The organism is Rhodoferax sp. GW822-FHT02A01 (assembly GCF_038784515.1).
Lineage (GTDB): Bacteria > Pseudomonadota > Gammaproteobacteria > Burkholderiales > Burkholderiaceae_C > Allorhodoferax.
This window is the reverse complement of record NZ_CP152376.1, coordinates 3,716,731-3,736,189: the sequence shown is the minus strand read 5'-3', so window position 1 is coordinate 3,736,189 and position 19,459 is coordinate 3,716,731. Positions and strand designations below refer to the sequence as shown.

General features: G+C 60.7%; 20 protein-coding genes. 9 read left to right on the top strand and 11 right to left on the bottom strand.

The features are described from left to right. Window positions 1-45 precede the first annotated feature (45 nt). Both AAGF34_RS17605 and AAGF34_RS17600 read left to right on the top strand, forming a co-directional pair. Complete coding sequence (locus tag AAGF34_RS17605) at window positions 46-1,344, top strand: O-acetylhomoserine aminocarboxypropyltransferase (protein ID WP_342617011.1); 1,299 nt, start codon at window positions 46-48, stop codon at window positions 1,342-1,344. Window position 1,345: 1 nt separating this feature from the next. Next, complete coding sequence (locus AAGF34_RS17600; RefSeq protein ID WP_342617010.1) at window positions 1,346-2,158, top strand: alpha/beta hydrolase; 813 nt, start codon at window positions 1,346-1,348, stop codon at window positions 2,156-2,158. Between the two features lie 9 nt (window positions 2,159-2,167). Here the strand turns inward: AAGF34_RS17600 and AAGF34_RS17595 are convergent, their stop codons facing one another. After that, window positions 2,168-3,385 (bottom strand): YhjD/YihY/BrkB family envelope integrity protein, encoded by a 1,218-nt coding sequence (locus AAGF34_RS17595; protein ID WP_342617009.1) that lies wholly within the window; start codon window positions 3,383-3,385, stop codon window positions 2,168-2,170. Between the two features lie 20 nt (window positions 3,386-3,405). Here AAGF34_RS17595 and AAGF34_RS17590 point away from each other — a divergent pair, with 20 nt between their 5' ends. From AAGF34_RS17590 to AAGF34_RS17570, 5 genes are all read left to right on the top strand, one after another. Further along, the gene (locus tag AAGF34_RS17590; protein WP_342617008.1) at window positions 3,406-3,834 is read left to right on the top strand and encodes a DUF2069 domain-containing protein; all 429 of its coding nucleotides are present in this window, start codon (window positions 3,406-3,408) and stop codon (window positions 3,832-3,834) included. Between the two features lie 14 nt (window positions 3,835-3,848). After that, window positions 3,849-5,276, top strand: a complete 1,428-nt coding sequence (locus tag AAGF34_RS17585) for an FAD-binding oxidoreductase (RefSeq protein ID WP_342617007.1) — start codon at window positions 3,849-3,851, stop codon at window positions 5,274-5,276. 175 nt (window positions 5,277-5,451) lie between these two features. Then, complete coding sequence (locus AAGF34_RS17580; protein WP_342617006.1) at window positions 5,452-6,297, top strand: thymidylate synthase; 846 nt, start codon at window positions 5,452-5,454, stop codon at window positions 6,295-6,297. A gap of 5 nt (window positions 6,298-6,302) precedes the next feature. Then, the gene (locus tag AAGF34_RS17575) at window positions 6,303-6,797 is read left to right on the top strand and encodes a dihydrofolate reductase (RefSeq protein WP_342617005.1); all 495 of its coding nucleotides are present in this window, start codon (window positions 6,303-6,305) and stop codon (window positions 6,795-6,797) included. A gap of 3 nt (window positions 6,798-6,800) precedes the next feature. Continuing rightward, a complete protein-coding gene (locus tag AAGF34_RS17570; protein WP_342617004.1) occupies window positions 6,801-7,394 on the top strand; it encodes a DUF4337 domain-containing protein in 594 nt (197 codons plus the stop codon). 3 nt (window positions 7,395-7,397) lie between these two features. Here the strand turns inward: AAGF34_RS17570 and AAGF34_RS17565 are convergent, their stop codons facing one another. Continuing rightward, a complete protein-coding gene (locus tag AAGF34_RS17565; RefSeq protein ID WP_342617003.1) occupies window positions 7,398-9,242 on the bottom strand; it encodes a bifunctional metallophosphatase/5'-nucleotidase in 1,845 nt (614 codons plus the stop codon). 86 nt (window positions 9,243-9,328) lie between these two features. On the opposite strand from AAGF34_RS17565, the gene xth reads away from it, so the two are divergent. Continuing rightward, window positions 9,329-10,111 (top strand): exodeoxyribonuclease III, encoded by a 783-nt coding sequence (gene xth / locus AAGF34_RS17560; RefSeq protein WP_342617002.1) that lies wholly within the window; start codon window positions 9,329-9,331, stop codon window positions 10,109-10,111. Here the strand turns inward: xth and ntrC are convergent. From ntrC to AAGF34_RS17520, 8 genes are all read right to left on the bottom strand, one after another. After that, window positions 10,103-11,620 carry a nitrogen regulation protein NR(I) gene (gene ntrC / locus AAGF34_RS17555; protein ID WP_342617001.1) on the bottom strand — a complete coding sequence of 506 codons (1,518 nt, stop codon included), beginning with the start codon at window positions 11,618-11,620 and terminating at the stop codon, window positions 10,103-10,105. The genes xth and ntrC overlap by 9 nt on opposite strands. A gap of 26 nt (window positions 11,621-11,646) precedes the next feature. After that, window positions 11,647-12,696: a nitrogen regulation protein NR(II) gene (glnL, locus tag AAGF34_RS17550; protein WP_342617000.1), complete on the bottom strand. Its 1,050-nt coding sequence runs from the start codon at window positions 12,694-12,696 to the stop codon at window positions 11,647-11,649. 56 nt (window positions 12,697-12,752) lie between these two features. Continuing rightward, window positions 12,753-13,253, bottom strand: coding sequence for a hypothetical protein (locus AAGF34_RS17545; protein WP_342616999.1), 501 nt, complete (start codon window positions 13,251-13,253; stop codon window positions 12,753-12,755). A 188-nt stretch (window positions 13,254-13,441) separates the two neighbouring features. Continuing rightward, a complete protein-coding gene (glnA, locus tag AAGF34_RS17540; RefSeq protein ID WP_342616998.1) occupies window positions 13,442-14,857 on the bottom strand; it encodes a type I glutamate--ammonia ligase in 1,416 nt (471 codons plus the stop codon). 210 nt (window positions 14,858-15,067) lie between these two features. After that, a complete protein-coding gene (locus tag AAGF34_RS17535) occupies window positions 15,068-15,877 on the bottom strand; it encodes a molybdopterin-binding protein (RefSeq protein WP_342616997.1) in 810 nt (269 codons plus the stop codon). 11 nt (window positions 15,878-15,888) lie between these two features. Next, window positions 15,889-16,785, bottom strand: coding sequence for an EI24 domain-containing protein (locus tag AAGF34_RS17530; RefSeq protein ID WP_342616996.1), 897 nt, complete (start codon window positions 16,783-16,785; stop codon window positions 15,889-15,891). 32 nt (window positions 16,786-16,817) lie between these two features. After that, window positions 16,818-17,609, bottom strand: a complete 792-nt coding sequence (locus AAGF34_RS17525; protein ID WP_342616995.1) for a polysaccharide deacetylase family protein — start codon at window positions 17,607-17,609, stop codon at window positions 16,818-16,820. Beyond that, on the bottom strand, window positions 17,606-18,352 hold the full coding sequence (locus AAGF34_RS17520) for a 16S rRNA pseudouridine(516) synthase (RefSeq protein ID WP_342616994.1): 747 nt from the start codon (window positions 18,350-18,352) through the stop codon (window positions 17,606-17,608). The genes AAGF34_RS17525 and AAGF34_RS17520 overlap by 4 nt, the downstream gene beginning before the upstream one ends. Here AAGF34_RS17520 and AAGF34_RS17515 point away from each other — a divergent pair. Then, entirely contained in the window at window positions 18,336-18,671 is a 336-nt protein-coding gene (locus tag AAGF34_RS17515; protein WP_342616993.1) for a ferredoxin family protein, read from the top strand. The two genes, AAGF34_RS17520 and AAGF34_RS17515, sit on opposite strands and share 17 nt — an antisense overlap. On the opposite strand, the gene AAGF34_RS17510 is transcribed toward AAGF34_RS17515, so the two are convergent. Then, window positions 18,654-19,406, bottom strand: a complete 753-nt coding sequence (locus AAGF34_RS17510) for a FliA/WhiG family RNA polymerase sigma factor (protein ID WP_342616992.1) — start codon at window positions 19,404-19,406, stop codon at window positions 18,654-18,656. The two genes, AAGF34_RS17515 and AAGF34_RS17510, sit on opposite strands and share 18 nt — an antisense overlap. Between the last annotated feature and the right edge of the window lie 53 nt (window positions 19,407-19,459).

The following is a 19,459-nucleotide window of genomic DNA, read 5'->3' as shown; positions in this document are numbered from 1 at the left end:
TGGCTTTCCAGCCCATTTTGACAACACTTCGCAACGGAGACGACCATGGCAGGTTATGCCGACCCCGGTTTCGACACGCTCGCACTGCATGCCGGTGCCACCATTGATGCCACCGGCGCGCGCGCCGTGCCAATCCACCTCACCACGTCCTTCGTTTTCGAGTCCAGCGACCACGCCGCCTCGCTGTTCAACATGGAGCGTGCCGGCCATGTGTATTCGCGCATCAGCAATCCCACCAATGCGGTGCTGGAGCAGCGCATCAGCGCGCTGGAAGGCGGTGTGGGCGCCATCTCGGTGGCCAGCGGACAGGCTGCCCTGCACCTGTGTATTGCCACCCTGATGGGTGCGGGCAGCCACATCGTGGCCTCCACCGCGCTCTATGGGGGCTCGCAAAACCTGTTGCACTACACGCTGCGCCGCTTCGGCATAGAGACCACCTTCGTCAAACCAGGTGACCTTGATGGCTGGCGTGCTGCGGTGCGGCCCAATACCAAGCTGTTCTTTGGCGAAACCGTGGGCAACCCCGGGCTGGACGTGCTCAATACCCCCGAGGTGGCCGCCATTGCCCACGAAGCCGGAGTGCCGCTGCTGGTGGACTCCACCCTCACCTCGCCCTGGCTGGTGCAACCTTTCACGCAAGGTGCCGATCTGGTCTATCACTCGGCCACCAAGTTCCTGAGCGGGCACGGCACGGTGATTGGCGGTCTGGTGGTGGACGGCGGCAGCTTTGACTGGGACGCCTCGGGCAAGTTCCCGGAACTCTCGGCACCCTATGAGGGCTTTCACAACATGGTGTTCACTGAGGAGGCATCGGTGGGTGCATTCTTGCTGCGCGCCCGGCGCGAAGGGTTGCGCGACTTTGGCGCCGCGCTGAGCCCGCACTCGGCCTGGCTGATCCTGCAGGGCATAGAGACGCTGTCGCTGCGCATGGAGCGCCATATGCGCAACACCCAGCGCGTGGTGGAGTTCCTGGCCCAGCATCCCCTGGTTTCGCGCGTGGGCCACCCGATGCTGGAGACACACCCAGACCATGCCCTTGCGCAGAAGCTGCTGCCGCGCGGCGCTGGCTCGGTGTTCAGCTTTGACATCAAAGGCTCACGTGCCCAGGGCAAGGCCTTTGTGGAAGCCCTCAAGGTGTTCAGCCACTTGGCGAACGTGGGCGACTGCCGCAGCCTGGTGATACACCCGGCCAGCACCACCCACTTTCGCATGGACGATGAGGCGCTCGCCAAGGGCGGCATCAGCCAGGGCACGATACGCCTGTCCATTGGGCTCGAAGAGGCGGACGATCTGCTCGACGACCTCAAGCGCGCCCTGCGCGCTGCCGAGAAAGCGGGAGCCTGACATGCACATCCAGGTCCACAACGCCTCCATTTACTGCTACACCGCCGGCAAGTCTTTGGACCCTGCCAAACCCACCGTGGTGTTCATCCACGGCGTGCTCAACGACCACAGCGTCTGGATTCTGCAGAGCCGCTACTTTGCCAACCACGGCTGGAACGTGCTGGCGCTGGACCTGCCCGGCCATTGCCGCAGCACGGGTGCACCGGCCACCACCGTGCAAGAGGCCGCCGACTGGGTTCTGGCCTTGCTGGATGCAGCGGGCGTGGCCAAGGCCGCCCTGGTGGGCCACAGCTTTGGCTCCCTGGTAGCTCTGGAAGCTGCCGGGTGCGCGCCCGAACGTGTCAGCCAGTTGGTGCTGGTAGGCATTGCCTACCCCATGCAGGTATCGCCAGCACTGATCGACGCTTCCTTGAACAGCCCGCAAAAGGCGCTGGACATGGTGAATGTGTTCTCGCGCAGCACCCTGGCGCCTCCCCCTTCAGCCCTGGGGCCGGGCACCTGGATTTATGGCGCCTCCATGGCACTGGGCAAAAAAGTGCTGGCCAGCAACACGACGGTCAATCTGTTTCACATCGGCTTTGTTGCCTGTGACAGCTACCGCAACGGCGAAGCCGCGATTGCGCAGGTTTCCTGCCCCACCCTGTTCGTGCTGGGAGAGCAGGACCAGATGACGCCGCCCAAGGCGGCCAAGGCATTGATTGCCAAGGCGCGCAACGCCAGCGTGGTGATGCTGCCCGGCGGCCACCACCAGATGACCGAAACGCCGGAGCACATGCTCAAGGCTTTGACAGGCTTCCTCAAGGCCGGCGCCTGAGCGCCAGTGCTAGATGACCTCACGCAGCGTGATGGTGGGCCAGTGCGCGTGCTGCCAGAGCTTTTCGGTGGCCGCCACGCGCGGCAGCAGTAAGGCATGCATCAAGGGCTCCAGGGTCACCACTTCTGGGCGCGCCAGCAGCACATAGCGTGCAGCCGAGCCATAGGCGTCTGACTCATTGAGCTGGCCGACCCAGTCCATGGCAATCAGCGCTTCCATCACGGGCTCCATGCGCTGGGCATCGGTCGCCAGTATCTGGCACAGCTGCGCCAGGGTCCGGCCCTTGTCCTCCTGGCCCGCCGCGCGATCCAGCTCACCCAACACTTCCAGCGCCAGTTGGAACTGCCAGCCGACGCCGCTGCGCTTGCGCGGGATGCCAGCGATCAGGCTGGGCACATAGGCCGTCAGTGCCGCCCCCAGAAGCACGATGACCCACGCCATGTAGATCCACACCAGCAAAATCGGCAAGGTGGCAAAGGCACCGTAGACCGCCGAGTAGGTTGGCACCTTGCTGATGTAGATGGCCAGTAACCTCTTTGCCACTTCCATGCAGGCGGAAACAAACAGGCCGCCCATCCAGGCATGCCCCCAGCGCACAAAGGTATTGGGCACGTAATGGAACATGGCCGCCATGCCACCCGCAACCAACAGGAACTGCAGCACATCGAGCAGGAATCCCAGCCCTCCCGGCATGGCACCCACCAGCCCCTTGGAGGCGGATAGCGCGTAAGAGGTCATGGTCAGGCTGGCGCCCAGTACCACCGGCCCCAGGGTCATGGCGGACCAGTAGATCAGCACGCGCTGGCCCAGCGGCCGCTTGGCGCGCACGCGCCAGATGCTGTTGAGCGTGCGGTCAATCGTGAAGATGAGCGCCAGTGCGCTGGCAGCCAATGCCGCCAGACCCGCAAAACCCAGTTTGCTGGCCTTGCCGGCAAACTGGTTGAGGTAGCCCAGCACCTGGCGGGCGATGTTGTCGGGCACCAGGCTTTCGATCAGCCACTTCTGCAACACGTCCTGGAACTTGGAGAACATGGGAAAGGCCGTCAGCACCGCCAGCGCCACCGTGATCAGCGGAACCAAGGCAATGGTGGTGGTGAAAGTCAGGCTACTGGCGGTCAGGCCCAGCCGGTCCTCGCGGAAGCGCTCACGCAGCATATGGGCAGCGTCACGCCAGCGCACGCTGGACACTTCGGACAGCCAGACAAGAAAACGTTCAAACAATTGCATCCCGCTATGATGCCACTGCCATGTTCATTGCCCCCTCTTCCCCTCCCCTCGTTCCCAGTACCACCGCCACCGTGAGTGCCAGCCGCTGGCTTGCCTTGGGCAGTCTGCTCGGTCTGGTGGTGCTGGGCTTGCTCTGGGAGCTGTGGCTCAGCCCCTTGCGCCCCGGCGGCAGCTGGTTGGCACTCAAGGTGTTGCCCCTGTGCATACCCATTGCCGGGATTCTGAAAAACCGCATGTACACCTACCGTTGGGTCAGCCTGATGGTGTGGCTGTATTTCATCGAAGGCGTGGTGCGCGCCTGGGGCGACAAGGCCCCGGGCAACTACCTTGCCATGCTGGAAACCGCCTTGTGCCTGGTGCTGTTCGTGGCCTGCACCCTGCACGTGCGCGCACGCCAGCGCAATGCCAAATTTGCCACCGCACAGACTGCGGACCAGCAGCCTGCCTGAGAGTTCCTTACAGCATGCCCCCTATTGCACAAGACACCTTTTTGCACACCCTGCGCGCCATCGTGGGCGATGCCCACGTCCTCACCGAAGGTGATCTGAGCGCCTGGGAACTGGACTGGCGCAAGCGACAGCGGGGCAAGGCCCTGGCCGTGGTGCGGCCTGCCACTACAGAGGAAGTGGCTGCCGTGATCAAGGCCTGTGTCGCATCCGGCATCAGCGTGGTGCCGCAAGGCGGCAACACCGGCATGGTCGTGGGGTCGACGCCGGACGCCAGCGGCACCCAGCTCGTACTGAGCCTGACCCGCATGAACAAGATACGTACCCTGGACGCCGCCAATCTGACGGTGACCGTGGAAGCTGGCTGTGTGTTGCAGACTTTGCAGCAGGCCTGTGAAGCCCAAGGTTTCCTGTTCCCCTTGAGCCTGGCGGCTGAGGGCAGCTGCACCATAGGCGGCAATCTGGGCACCAATGCGGGAGGCACCCAGGTCGTGCGCTACGGCAATACGCGCGAACTCTGCCTGGGCCTGGAAGTGGTGACGGCGCAGGGCGAGATCTGGAGCGGCCTCACCGGTTTGCGCAAGGACAACACCGGCTACGACTTGCGCCACCTGTTCATTGGCTCGGAAGGCACGCTGGGCGTGATCACCGCAGCCACCATGAAGATGGTGCCCATGCCGGCGGCCATGCTCACCGCTTTTGCTTCGGTGCCTTCGCTGGATGCGGCGGTCGAGCTGCTGGGTCTGGCCCACAAGACGCTGAGCGCTGGCTTGACCGGTTTTGAAGTCATGGGCGACTTTGCACTCAGCCTGGTGCGCAAACACTTCCCGCAGCAGCACATTCCCTTTGACGGCGAAGACCCGTATTGCGTGGTGCTGGAGGTGTCCGACCACGACTCCGAAGCCCACGCGCGCACCCTGCTGGAAACCCTGCTGGAGGAAGCCCTGCAAGACGGCTGCGTGCTGGATGCCGTGGTGGCCGAAAGCCTGGCCCAGGCCCGTGCGCTCTGGCATATCCGCGAAAGTATTCCCCTGGCCCAGGCCCAGGAAGGACTGAACATCAAGCACGACATCTCCATCGCGGTGTCGCGCATTCCCGACTTTGTGCGCGAGACCGATGCGCAGATCGCGCAGGCCTTTCCTGGCGCGCGCATGGTGGCCTATGGCCACCTGGGGGACGGCAATCTGCACTACAACGTGCAAGCCCCCGAAGGCAGCGATGCCGAGGCCTTCCTGCGCGACCAGGAAAAGCCCATGAATGCCCTGGTCTATGACCAGGTGGACCGCTACAATGGCTCCATCTCCGCCGAACACGGCATCGGCAGCCTCAAGCGCGAAAAACTCGCAGAGCACAAATCCCCCGTAGCCCTGGGCCTGATGCGCAGCATCAAGCAGGCACTGGACCCACAGAACCTGATGAACCCCGGCCGCATGCTCAAACCCTGACCAGGAAAGGCGTCAGAAACGGCCCCGAGGCCCGAAGGAGTCCGGGCGTCAGAGCGGTATGCGCAGGTAAAGGAGGAGCCCGCGCAGCGGGCGGGGGACACGGAGCATACCGCTCTGACACCCGGACTCCGCACCAGCGACAATAGGGGCCAACACCACCATGTTCCAAAGTGTCATGACAAACCCGCAAACCCAGCGCCCCGTGCGCTCCCAATACGAAGATTTCATGCGCCACGTGTACACCACGGGCGTCCAGAAGACCGACCGCACCGGTACCGGTACGCGCAGCGTGTTTGGCTACCAGATGCGCTTTGACCTAAATGAAGGCTTTCCCCTGGTCACCACCAAGAAGGTGCACCTGCGCTCCATCATCCAGGAGCTGCTTTGGTTCCTGACCGGCTCCAGCAACAACAACTGGCTCAAGGAACGCGGCGTATCCATCTGGGACGAGTGGGCCAAGCCGGATGGCGACTTGGGCCCGGTGTACGGCGTGCAGTGGCGCAGCTGGCCCACACCGGACGGTGGCCACATCGACCAGATCAGCGAGCTGGTCAAGACGCTCAAGACCAACCCCGATTCGCGCCGCATGATTGTGAGCGCCTGGAACGTGGCTGACCTCTCCAAGATGGCGCTCATGCCCTGCCATGCGTTCTTCCAGTTCTATGTGGCACCCGGCGAAAATCCCGGCGACAAAGGGCGCCTGAGCTGCCAGCTCTACCAGCGCAGCGCCGATATCCTGCTGGGCGTGCCTTTCAACATCGCCAGCTATGCGCTGCTGACCCATATGCTGGCCCAGCAATGTGACTTGGAGGTGGGCGACTTCATCTGGACCGGTGGCGACTGCCACATCTACAGCAACCACCATGAACAGGTAGAAGAACAGCTCAGCCGCGCGCCATTCCCCTACCCCACACTGCACATCAAGCGCAAACCCGACTCGATCTTTGACTACGCCTACGAGGACTTTGAAGTGCTGGACTACCAGAGCCACGCCGCCATCAAGGCGCCTGTGGCCGTGTGAGCACGATGAAGCTGCACCTCATCTTCGCCCGCAGCCGCAACGGCGTCATCGGCAAGGACAACGCCTTGCCCTGGCATCTGCCGGAAGACATGGCGCATTTCAAGCGCACCACCCTGGGCTGCCCGGTCATCATGGGCCGCAAGACCTGGGATTCGCTACCACCCCGTTTCCGCCCCCTGCCCGGCCGCGCCAATGTGGTGGTGACGCGCCAAGCCGACTGGCAAGAGGCAGGCGCATTGCGCGCCGATTCATTGCAAGCCGCCTTAGCCTTGTGCGGCATCGCCGAAAACGCCTGGGTCATAGGCGGCGCGCAAATGTATGCACTGGCACTGCCCCTGGCCGCCTCGGCGGTGATTACCGAGATCGATGTGGATGTTGAAGGCGACGCATTTGCCCCTACATTCGATGCGACATGGCGGGAGACTGCCCGCGAAGAACACGTGGCAGCCAACGGGCTGTCATATCGTTTGATTACCCTAGAACACAACACAGGAGTTTGAAGAATGTCTGAAGGTGGATTTCACGTGCATGGCCCCCACGACCATGAGCTGGAGCATGCGGTGCAAGGCGGCCATGGCGACCATGGCAAAGGCGGCGGCATGATCAACCAGATCGCGATGTTCACTGCCATCATCGCCACGGTGGGTGCCATCTTTTCCTACATGGGCGGCGCAACCCAGGCCAACGCGGGACTGTTCAAGAACAACGCGGCGCTCAAGAAAGCCGAAGCCTCCAATCAGTGGAACTACTTCCAGGCCAAGAGCACCAAGCAGTCCCTGGCCGAGCTAGCGCGCGATCTGGCCCCGGAAGCCAAGCAGCCCACCTACCAGGCCAAGATAGACCGTTACGAAAAAGAGAAAGCCGAGATCAAGGTTGCTGCGGAAAAGCTCGAGGGCGAAGCCACCGAGTGGGACCACCAGAGCGATGAGCAGATGCACCAGCACCACCGCTGGGCACAAGCCACCACGGTGCTCCAGGTGGCTATTGCGCTGGCTGCCATTGCCCTGCTGACCAAGAAGAAATGGCTGGAGTACGCCATGTTTGGCGTGGGCGGATTGGGTGTGATCGTGGGTGGCCTGGCTGCGATGCACCTGTAGTAATCAGTTCAGCCGCTGGATGCGCCCCATCACCGGCGGTTGGACAAGGCCCTTGACGCGCAGGTAGAGCTTGGTCACGGCCAGGTCATTGTCACCTTCCTGCACATTGCGGCCGCTCTTGAACACATTGAAGGCGTCACCGCCACTGGCCATGAAGCTGTTGACCGTGACGCGGTAGAGCTTGTCCATCTCCATGGGCTCACCGTTCAGGCGCATGGAGCCGGGCACCACGCGGTGGCCGGTCCCCGGTGCGGCCCCTTCGGGCTTGCTGGCATCCCACACATAGCTGAAACCCTGCGACACGGGCAGAACGCGCCCACCTGCGGGTTGGGGCCGCTCCCATTGCTGCTCCAGCAAACGCAGGATTTGTGCGCCCGTCAGATCCATGGTAACCAGGGTGTTGTTGAAGGGCAGCACATTGAACAGCTGTCCGAAAGTGACGGTGAGACTGCTGGTGAGATCGCTGCGCAGTCCACCTGGATTGGTAAAGGCGATCTGTGCAGGCTTGTCGCCGTAGCTGCTGTCGGACGTTCCCGCCAGAAAGGCATCGGCAATCAGCGCACCCAGGGTGCTTTCGCCCGCTGCATTGGTGCGGCGTTCCAGCGGCGCGGTCAGGCGCCCCACTTCCATCTCGGACAGCGGTGCGGTCAGGTCACCGTAACGTCGCACAATGGCCTCCACCTGCGGGTCGGGCTCCAGCGCCTTGGCGCCTTGGGGCAATGGCAGCGGATTGCCATTGATGTCCTTGACCACCGCCCCATTGAGCACGACGAAGTTGTTGGCGTCCTTGGCCACCACCTTGCGGGCCATGGCGTCGATCTGCAAGTCGATACGTGTGAGCAGGCGGCCATAGAAGCCGGTCTGCGTGACCAGCTTTCCGTCCGGCCGGGTGCACACGTATTCCTGATGGGTATGGCCGCTGACCACCACATCCACGGCTGAGTCAAACCCGTCGGCCAGATCGAGAATAGGGCCGCTGAAATCCGGACAGGTCTTGTCTTGGACCGTGCGCGCACCGGTTTGCCCGCCCTGGTGAATCAGCACCACGACTGCAGCTGCGCCTTGCGCCTTCAACTGGGGTGCCAGCTTGTTGACCGTTGCCACCTCGCTCACAAAACGCAGGCCCACCACACCTGCGGGTGTCACCACCGACGGCGTAGCGCGCAACGTCAGGCCGATGAAACCAATCTTCACGCCGCCAACTTCGCGCAAGGCGGTGGCGGGCAGCAGCGTCTGCTCGGTGCGGGTGTCTACCACATTGGCCGCCAAGTATTGGAACCGGGCACCCGGAAAGCCACCTGCGTTCATGCAGGTGTCCTTGCCCACGATCCCGGTGCTGCCATCCTCGGCGCGGGGATAGCAGCCACCATTTTGCAAGCGAAGCAACTCCTTGCGCCCCTTGTCGAATTCGTGGTTGCCCACGCTGGAGATGTCCAGCCCGATCTGGTTGAGCACCTCGATGGTGGGTTCGTCATGGAACAGGCCGGAGGCCAGCGGCGTGGCCCCCACCAGGTCCCCCGCCCCCACCACCAGCGTGCGCCCGGGGTTTTGCGCGCGCAGTTCTCGCACCAGACTGGCCAGATAGGCAGCGCCTCCTGCAGCCACGCGTGTGCCGCTGGCATTGGCAGCGTCAGGCATCAGCACGCTGCCTGCGGGCGGCAGGATATTGCCGTGGAAATCATTGATGGCGATCAGCGACACATGCACCGGCTCGTCGGCCCGAGCAGCAGGCACCAGAGTGGCGCAGAGCAACGTGACCAGTGCCGCAAGCGCCATGGAAATGCGCACAGCGCGCAAGGCTGCCATGGGAGAGTAAACAGACTGGTCTGCAGGCGCGCACTTCTTCATCAACAGCTCCGGCGAGTTGGCACAATGCACCAACTATAGTGCCGCAGCATGACCCTTCAACAACCCTATTCGCAATGAGCAAATCCATGAAATACGCCACCTGGAACGTGAACTCCCTGAGCGTGCGGCTGCCGCAAGTGCTGGACTGGCTGGCCACCAACCCGGTGGATGTGCTGGTGCTGCAGGAACTCAAGATGACCGACGACAAGTTCCCGTTCGAGTCGTTTGCCCAGGCTGGCTATGAGGCGCATTGCTTTGGCCAAAAGACCTACAACGGTGTGGCCTTGCTGTCGCGCTCGCCGGTCAGCGATGTGGTGAAAAACATCCCTGGCTTTGACGACGACATGGCCCGTGTGATCACCGGCACCGTGGGCGAGGGTGTGCAGGCCGTGCGGGTCGTGGGCGCGTATTTCCCGAACGGCCAAGCACCGGGCACCGACAAGTTCGAATACAAGATGGAATGGCTCAAGGGCCTGCGCAACTGGCTCAAGGCGGAACTGGTGACGCACCCTCGTCTGCTGCTCATGGGTGACTACAACATCACGTTTGACGACCTGGATGTGTGGGACCCGGTAGGCATGCGCGACCAGATCCATTGCACCGAGGAAGAACGCTACCAGCTGCGCGCACTGATCGCACTGGGATTGACCGACAGCCTGCGCCTGTTCGAGCAACCGCCCAAGAGCTACAGCTGGTGGGACTACCGCGACATGGCGTTCCGGCGCAACCGCGGTCTGCGCATCGACCATATCCTGGTGAGCAATGCGCTCAAACCGCAGGTGACGGCCTGCACGATTGACAAGACGCCGCGCAAGAATGAGCGCCCCAGCGACCACGCTCCCGTGATCGTGGAGATCAACTCACTCTAGGCCCAGCTCCTGGATCTTGCGGGTGATGGTGTTGCGGCCAATGCCCAGCTTGTGGGCGGCCTCGATGCGCCGCCCCTTGGTACTGGCCAGCGCAGCCAGGATCAGGCGTGACTCAAAGCGTTTGGTCAGCTCATCCCACACGTCCAATCGGCCCGAGCTCAGCAGGGCTATGGCCTCACCTTCCAGACCCGTTTCCCAGCCCTGAACCACCTCGGTCTGGACCGGCGCTACGAGTGCGACAGCGGACGTTGCAGCCATGGGGGCATCCCCTGCAGGAATGGTTGCCACCACAGGCGCAATCCCGGCACCGGGCGCTACAGGCACTTTGGGCGACTGATCGGTCCGGGCCACACCTACCTCCGGTGGCAAGTCCTTGGGTTCAATCAGCTGCGCCGGCGCCATCACTGTCAGCCAATGGCACAGATTCTCCAACTGGCGCACGTTGCCGGGAAAGGCAAAGCCTTCCAGCCAGGTCAGTGCGGCCTCAGAAATGCGCTTGGGCTCCACACCCAGTTGCTTGGCGCTCTGCTGCAGGAAGTGGCGGGTCAGCATGGCCACGTCCTCCTTGCGCTCGCGCAAGGCAGGCAGGCGCAGGCGAATCACGTTGAGGCGGTGGAACAAGTCTTCGCGGAATACACCTTCCTTGACACGCTGCTCCAGATCCTGGTGCGTAGCGGCAATGACGCGCACATTCGTCTTGACGGCGCTGTGGCCGCCCACGCGGTAGAAATGTCCGTCGGACAGCACGCGCAACAGACGCGTCTGCAACTCGAACGGCATGTCGCCAATTTCGTCCAGAAACAGCGTGCCGCCGTCAGCCTGTTCGAAACGCCCACGGCGCATGGTCTGAGCACCGGTGAAGGCACCTCGCTCATGGCCAAACAGCTCGCTTTCCAGCAAGTCCTTAGGAATGGCTGCGGTGTTGATGGCAACAAACGGACCGCTGGCACGCGGTGAATGCTTGTGCAGTGCACGCGCCACCAGTTCCTTGCCGGAGCCTGACTCGCCAGTGATGAGCACCGTGACGTTGCTCTGCGACAGGCGTCCAATGGCACGGAACACGTCCTGCATGGCGGGAGCCTGCCCCAGCATCTCGGGCGTTTCGGCCATGCGCTCTTCACTGACCTCTTCGCGCTGGCTTTCTTCCACGGCGCGGCGAATCAGTTCGACGGCTTTGGTCAAATCAAATGGCTTGGGCAGGTACTCGAAGGCACCGCCCTGAAAAGCGCTGACAGCGCTGTCCAGATCGGAGAACGCAGTCATGATGATCACCGGCAAGCCGGGATACTTGGCCTTGACCTTTTCCAGCAATTCCAGGCCAGAGCCACCCGGCATGCGGATGTCACTCACCAGAATCTGCGGGCCTTCGTCTTCGGCCGCGGTCGATAGCGCCGCCAGAACGTCACGTGTATTGGAAAAACTGCGCGTGGGCAAATGCTCTCTTAGCAGTGCTTTCTCAAGCACGAAGCGTATGGATTGGTCATCATCAACGATCCAAATCGGCTTCATGGTTATCTTGTCCCTTGTGTCTGGCATTACGGTAACGGAATCAGAATCTTGAAGTCCGTACGGCCGGGCACGCTATCAACTTCGATCGAACCATGGTGCTGTTGAACAAAGGTTTGCGCCAATGTCAGTCCCAGGCCAGAACCGCCTTCTCTGCCCGACACCAGCGGATAGAAAATGCGGTCCTTGATCGAATCTGGCACGCCAGGTCCGTTGTCGATGACATGCAATTCCAATGCCAACCGGTAGCGCTGCTTACCAAATGTTATTTGCCTTACAACACGCGTGATGAATGTCAGCTCTGCATCACCGTCGGCAATGCGTTCACTGAGTGCTTGCGCAGCGTTGTGCGCGATGTTGAGCACTGTTTGTATCAATTGCTCACGGTCCCCGCGGAACTCGGGAATGGAGGTGTCATAGTCGCGTAACACACGCAGACCTTTGGGGAACTCAGCCAGTATGAGAGAGCGCACACGCTCGCACACTTCGTGGATGTTCACGTCACCTACCAGATGGGGTCTGCGGTGCGGAGCCAGCAAGCGGTCCACCAGACTCTGCAGACGATCGGCCTCGTGAATGATGACCTGCGTGTATTCGGTGAGTTCCGGTGAATCGATCTCAAGCTCCAGCAACTGTGCCGCACCGCGGATTCCGCCCAGCGGGTTCTTGATTTCGTGTGCCAGATTGCGGATGAGTTCCTTGTTGGTCTGCGCCTGCTCCATCAGCCGCTCTTCACGGTCTTGCCTTGCCTGCTGCTCCAGCGGCACCATCTCCACCACGATTTCGTCACCCAGGTCGGTACGGGTGACGATGACATGCACGGGCATTGCCTCGTAACCCACGCGCTTGAGCCAGGCGTCGTAGCGTAGAGCGGCGAATTCATTCTCGCTGGCACCCTCCAGCGCGTTCTGCAACTGGCTGGGCTCAGTGAAGGCATCGGCAAAGACGGAACCAACAATGGATCTGCGCGATATGCCCAGCACATCCTCCAGTGCCGCGTTGGAGAACAGGACCAAACCATCCCTGTCAACCACCGTGACCAGGGTAGCCAGCAAGTCAAACGACTGGTAGACAGACACGGACGTGTTCTGTGGACTTTCAGATTCAGGAGTTAAGTCAGTCTTGTTCAAGCGAACTATTTCCCATTGGAATTGGACGCGCCGGAGGAAGACGATCCCCCCTGTTGCGCAACACGCGCCAGTTCCCGCTTGATACCTGCGATATCGGCTTCGCCCCGGGCAATGGCAGCCTTGAGGTCAGCCACACGATCCAGATACTTCTGGTAGTTGCGGGTTTCCGGCCCCAGTTTTTCGGGCTCTCCGTTGTTGTATTCCTTGAGCAATTCGGCCTGTCTGGCTTCGGCCTTCTTGAGTTCACCTTCCAGGATCAGTCGGGCATCGGAATCCTTGGCACGCTGGTCTGCTGAATCACCGCGCGGTGCGCTGGACTTGCCAGGGGGCGGCTTGACCGCCTGAATGACCGTGACATTGCCGCCGGAAATCAGTTTGCAATTCTTGGCCTGAGCCTCCGAAACCGTATTGGTGTATTCGTTGCCACACCGATAGATGCGGTCATCGGCAGCCCAAGCCACCGAGAGTGCCGAAACCAGAAGACATACGGAAAAAACAAATTTCATTATCAGTCCACCCATTGCGAAGGTCGGGGCAAGCTAGCAGTATGCGCCAAAAACAGCAGCGTACTGAATGTACCCAAAGCCGCCTTGGATCTTTACCATTTGGGCAGCAGATCCGCCAACGAAAAAGGACTGCTTGCGCAGTCCTTCCCGTGAGCATCCCCGCAAGGAGACGCTTCGCACACACCTGATTACAGGGAGTAGTACATGTCGTATTCCACCGGATGGGGTGCCATACGGAAGCGGGTCACTTCCTGCATCTTCAGATCGATGTAGGCATCCAGCATGGAATCGGTGAACACGCCACCCTTGGTCAGGAACGCACGGTCCTTGTCCAGGTAGTCCAGCGCCTGATCGAGGCTGTGGCACACGGTTGGCACCAGTGCATCTTCCTCGGGAGGCAGATGGTACAGGTCCTTGGTGGCAGCTTCGCCGGGGTGAATCTTGTTTTCCACGCCGTCCAGACCCGCCATCATCAGTGCAGAGAAGCACAGGTAGGGGTTGGCAGAAGGATCGGGGAAGCGGGCTTCCACGCGACGGCCCTTGGGGTTCGCCACAAACGGGATACGGATGGAGGCAGAACGGTTCTTGGCAGAGTAAGCCAGCTTCACTGGGGCTTCGAATCCAGGAACCAAGCGCTTGTAGCTGTTGGTGCCAGGGTTGGTGATGCCGTTCAGGGCGCGGGCGTGCTTGATGATGCCGCCGATGTAGTACAGCGCGAAGTCCGACAGACCGGCATAGCCGTCACCAGCAAACAGGTTCTTGCCGTCTTTCCAGATGGACTGGTGCACGTGCATGCCGGAGCCGTTGTCGCCAGCGTAGGGCTTGGGCATGAAGGTGGCGGTCTTGCCGTAGGCATTTGCCACGTTCCAGACCACGTACTTCAGGACTTGGGTCCAGTCGGCACGCTCAACCAGGGTGCTGAACTTGGTACCGATTTCGTTTTGGCCAGCGCCAGCCACTTCGTGGTGGAACACTTCAACTGGAATGCCCAGGGATTCGAGGATCAGGGACATTTCAGCGCGCATGTCTTGCGTGCTGTCCACCGGGGGAACGGGGAAGTAGCCGCCCTTAACCGTGGGACGGTGACCGCGGTTGCCACCTTCGAGCTTGGCGCCGCTGTTCCAGGGAGCTTCGTACTCTTCGATTTCGAAGAACACCTTGCCGGGTTCGTTGGTCCAACGCACGCCGTCAAAAATGAAGAATTCGGGTTCCGGACCAAAGTAGGCCGTGTCGCCCAGGCCGGAAGCCTTGAGGTAGGCTTCAGCGCGCTTGGCGATGGAGCGGGGGTCACGGTCATAGGCCTTGCCGTCGCTGGGCTCAACCACGTCACACTGCAGGAACAGCGTGGTTTCTTCAAAGAAAGGGTCGATGTTGGCGGTGTTGGCGTCGGGCATGAGCTGCATGTCCGATGCTTCAATGCCCTTCCAGCCGGCGACGGAAGAACCGTCAAAAGCATGGCCGGAAACAAATTTGTCTTCGTTAAAGGCGGAGATTGGCACAGTGACGTGCTGCTCCTTGCCACGGGTATCGGTAAAACGGAAGTCAACAAACTTGACTTCGCTTTCTTTTACCATCTTCATCACGTCTGCGACGGTCTTGGCCATCAATAACTCCTGTTGCACGGTTAAAAAAGGATTGCCGAATTCTCAATGCAGCTTTTGTGCCAGAACCTTCCGGCAAACCATTCTGAGAACACAGGCCATTTTGCCCTGAGATTCAGGGATTTCTCAGCCCATCAGGTTACGACAGGCAAACAAGCACCATCTTGACGCCCCATTTTGGGGCTACCACGAATTGCCCTTATATGGTGCGTTTTATTTGCGCACCATTTCGGGACCCAGTGGGACATCCATTGCCTTCAGCGCTGCGACCATTTCCCGATATGCGGCCTCTGCTGCCCCGGGAAGTCCCTTGACGCCCAGCTCAATATGACGACCGTATTCCGGATGGTCCACGCTAGGCAAACTAAAAACCTTCACCGGATGTGCCTGCTCAATGTGCTCCATCAGGGGCGTCAAGGTAGCCTCCATGGCACCAAATACGATCAGCGAATTCTCCTGCCATGCATCCTGGCGGAAGTGGGCTGCATAGTAGGTGTCTAGCACCCATTCCACCATGGGGTGTGCCATCACGGGAAAGCCGGGCACGAAGTGCACCGCACCTTCTGCGGCGCCTGTGCAGCTAAAGCCGGGTATTTTGTTGTACGGGTTAGGGATGATCTGGGCGCCTTCGGGAAACACGCCCATGTTCAACCGGTGCTTGTTGTCATCCCGCTCAGGTTCGTAGGGAACGCCCTTCTCCAGCGCCAAAGCGCGCATGCGTTCCTGGATCAGCAGTTTGGCTTCCGGATGCAAGAGCAAGGGCCGTTGCAAGGCTGCTGCCGCACACTGGCGCGTATGGTCATCCGGCGTTGCACCTATACCTCCAAATGAAAAGACCACATCGCCGGAGGCAAATGCACGCTGGAGCGTGGCCGTGATGCGATCGGGTGAATCTCCGACGTAATCGGCATATGCCAAAGGCAATCCGCGCGCGCCCAAGAGTTCAATGGCCTTTGACAAGTGCTTGTCTTCACGGCGCCCGGACAGTATTTCGTCGCCAATGATGATGATTCCAAAATGCATAAACGGACTTTCTAAGGCGAAGGTTGCGTCTGAGATGAGGGGCCGCCAACGAGCGGCACAGGGGTCACCTCCTGTGCGGCAGGTGCGGAAGCAGGCACTTCGGCTTGGGCGTTGGTCTGTTGACGCAGTGCATGCAAAGCACCCAGGCAATAGTGGGTAAACCAAAGCGAAGCAAAGGCAAAAACCAGGGTGTAAATCCAGATGGCCATGGGCACCAGGAACACGAAGGCCGGCGCAAAACCTGCGCCCATGGCCCACACCACGCTGGGGGATGCACCCAGGTAGCCACAGATCACGCCCATCAACAGCAGCCAGGTTCCGTGTCGCTTGAACAGCAATCGGCGCTCTTCCTTGCTGGCATGTTTGGCCAGCGCATCGAACGCCATCACACGGTAGGTTAGCCAACCCCATATCAAAGGGGGGATCAGCAAAACCAGCGGAGGCAACAACCACAGGGGAACCGAAACCAAAAGAGCCAGAGCCGCCAGCAGAGTGGAGAACAACGACCACGCCAGACTGGAGGCAAGACCGCCTCCTTGCCGGACTTCCAGACCGGCAAAACGATTCGCCGCGACCAGATTGACCAAGGCAGGCGTCATCATCAGCGCAACCGTCAGCATGGAGATCACAACGATCAGGGGGGTCACGGCAAACACCACCAGCAACGGGGCCAGTACGGCCTTGAGCTTGCCGGCACCTACGCTCTCCAGCCATTGCCAGACTTGATCGAGATAGGGAAACGAATCTATCCACACGCGCACCTGATCCAGTGCCATGTCCCAGAAGAAGTAGCCTGTAACCATGGTGAGCAGAACGATCAGCACCAACGGCAGGACAGAGAGCGCAATCACGCGCGGGCGCACACAGTACACCGCAGCGCGCCAGAAAGAATCCAAAAACAGGTTCATACGCTGAGCATACCGTGTACCCGAAACATGCATCAGCCGCCGTGGTTTGCGATCCAGTCCTTGAAAACGGGATGCTTGCGCAGGCTTTCAAAACACAGACCACGCTCCTTGAGCCCGACGATCAGAGCCTCCAGGTTATCCACGGCCCAGGGTTTGGCCGACGCCGAAGTCTCCAGATCCACGAGCAACACGTCACCGGCACGGATATCTGCGGCAGCCGACCGAACTGACAGGCTGCCCACCAAGTGCCCAGCCCCGGTCGCTCCGACATACGCGTAGCCACACGCACTGGCGGCCGCCAGCAGCTTGGATGACACCTTTCCCGCCGGGGCATGAAAGAGTGGCAAGGGTTTCTTTCCGGTGTAATAGGCAATGCGGTCCGCGGCATGCCCGATCTGTTCGCAATACTTGGGCGGATCAAAAGTGAACTCACGCCCTGCAAAGGCTCCAGATTCCGGCTTCATGCGAAAGGCCGGTTTATAGCCTGCCACATCGCCCCGCCAGACGACGTGATCATAGGTCTGTGACGCGAACTCATGCCCTTGCTGGGCGATCACTTTCCACCAACTGCCCCATTGCTCCCCCAGACTTCCGCCACCATTTCGGGTGCTCAGGTTGGAGGCAAAAAAGGTCGCCGTCACCTGCTGCCTGCGCAATATATCGGCGACCTGCGGGGCAAACTCCATGTGCCCGGGGGCTACCGTCAGGTACACCGGTTGCGCGCACGCCTGCGGACTTCCAGCCTCTGCAGAATGCGCTGGCTGAACCAGGGCGCACATCATGAGCAGCCCGATTGCACGAGGGAGAGTCGCGGTGTTTTTCATGCTCCCGCTATCAACGCCAGATCATCAGATGAGAGCCAGCGCCACTGGCCGGGCGCCAAATCCGCAGGCAATTTCAAGCCGCCAATTTGCGATCGGTGCAGCCCCTCCACCCGGTTGCTCACAGCAGCCAGCATGCGCTTGACTTGGTGGTACTTGCCTTCCGTCAGGGTCAGGCGCAGATCAAACTCGCCGGTCGCTTCGCATGCGGCTGCACGCACGGGCTTGGGGTCATCTTCCAGCACCACGCCTTCCAGCAGCTTATTGATCTGGCGTTCATCCAGGGGATGCTTCACCCGCACCTCGTAAACTTTGGGCACATGGTGGCGCGGCGAGCTCATGCGGTGGATGAACTTGCCATCGTCGGTCAACAGCAGCATGCCAGTGGTGTCCTGGTCCAGCCGCCCAACGGCCTGGACACCTTGGACAGCGCCTTTTTGCGGTCGCATGCGCAGCGGCGAAGGCAGCAGCGTATATATGCTGGGATAGGTCGAAGGCTTTTGCGAGCACTCGGTAGCCGTGGGCTTGTTCAGCACCAGATAAGCCTTTTCCGCATATGGCCAGACAACGCCCTGTACCTTGAAGCGCAGCCCCTCGGTATCGAACTCTGCTGAAGCGTCGGTACAAGTCTGTGATAGCTCCGCTCCTCCGGAACCGAATACTTGTACATGGCCCTGCTGAATCAGTCCGGCACAGACGCGGCGCGTGCCAAAGCCTTGGGAATAGAGAATGTCCTGCAATTGCATGGCGCGTAGTATGGCAGTGCCGCGCCGCAATTGGCCGAAATTGCCGTTGATCGCTACACTTTCCGACATGCCTCGTGCGCCGCAGATTCCTTTGATTGATCCTACCCGTTGCACCGGCTGCGGTCGGTGCATCGCGGCCTGCCCCTTGCCATTGATCGCGTTCCGGACAATCGAATGGCGCAAATTCGCGGTATTACAGGATGAGGCCAACTGCACAGGATGCCGCCGTTGCGAGGCGCGTTGCCCGGTTGGCGCCATAACAATGACGACCGGTGACATTGCAATGCCCAGCCAGCCGGCGCTAGCGAACGCGGGGTGAACGCCTGGGCTTGAGTACCGGAATCAGTCCGGAACCATCCAGCAATCTGGCCCGCAATTCAGCTATGGCTTGGGCATGAACCTGACTGACCCGCGCTTCACTGACCTGGAGTAGCTTGCCGATTTCAACCATCGTGAGGTCTTCCACATAGTAAAGGCGCAAGATTGCGCTGCTCTGCTTCGATAGAGCCAACAGGGCTGACGCCAGACTATCTTTCAAAGCCGAGCGCTCCAGAACCTTCAATGGGTCGGAGTCCACATTGGCCAAAGGATCCTTTGCGCGCCCGTCAGACTCCATGATGTCGTCCAGGGAAATCAGGGCATAGTCCGACGCATCCTGCAGCATGCGTTGGTATTTCTTGAGCGTCATGCCCAATTCCGTCGCCACTTCATGCTCCAGTGGCATACGGCCCAATTGATGCCCCAGCCTCTGGATCGCCAGCTCCACGCCACGCATGCCTCTGCGCAACTGGCGCGAACCGTGGTCCAGCTCGCGCAATCCGTCCAGCATGGCGCCATGTACGCGCATCGCCAAATAATTCTTGAAATGTGCCGTCGTCAGCTTTTTGGATGTCGACAGGATGGAATTGATCAGCGCAACATGCCCGTCTTGCACCAGATCATCCGCTTCTACGTTCGATGGAAGCTTGCGCGCGAGGCTTCTTGCCAACGCCTCTACAAGAGGCGTGTGCTCCTTGACCTGCCGCTGAAGTTCCTGTGTCGATATATTTTGCATGGTGGCCGCAAGCTGCGTAGCGCGTTCTGCATTGCCTTTCAAAGCTTATATCG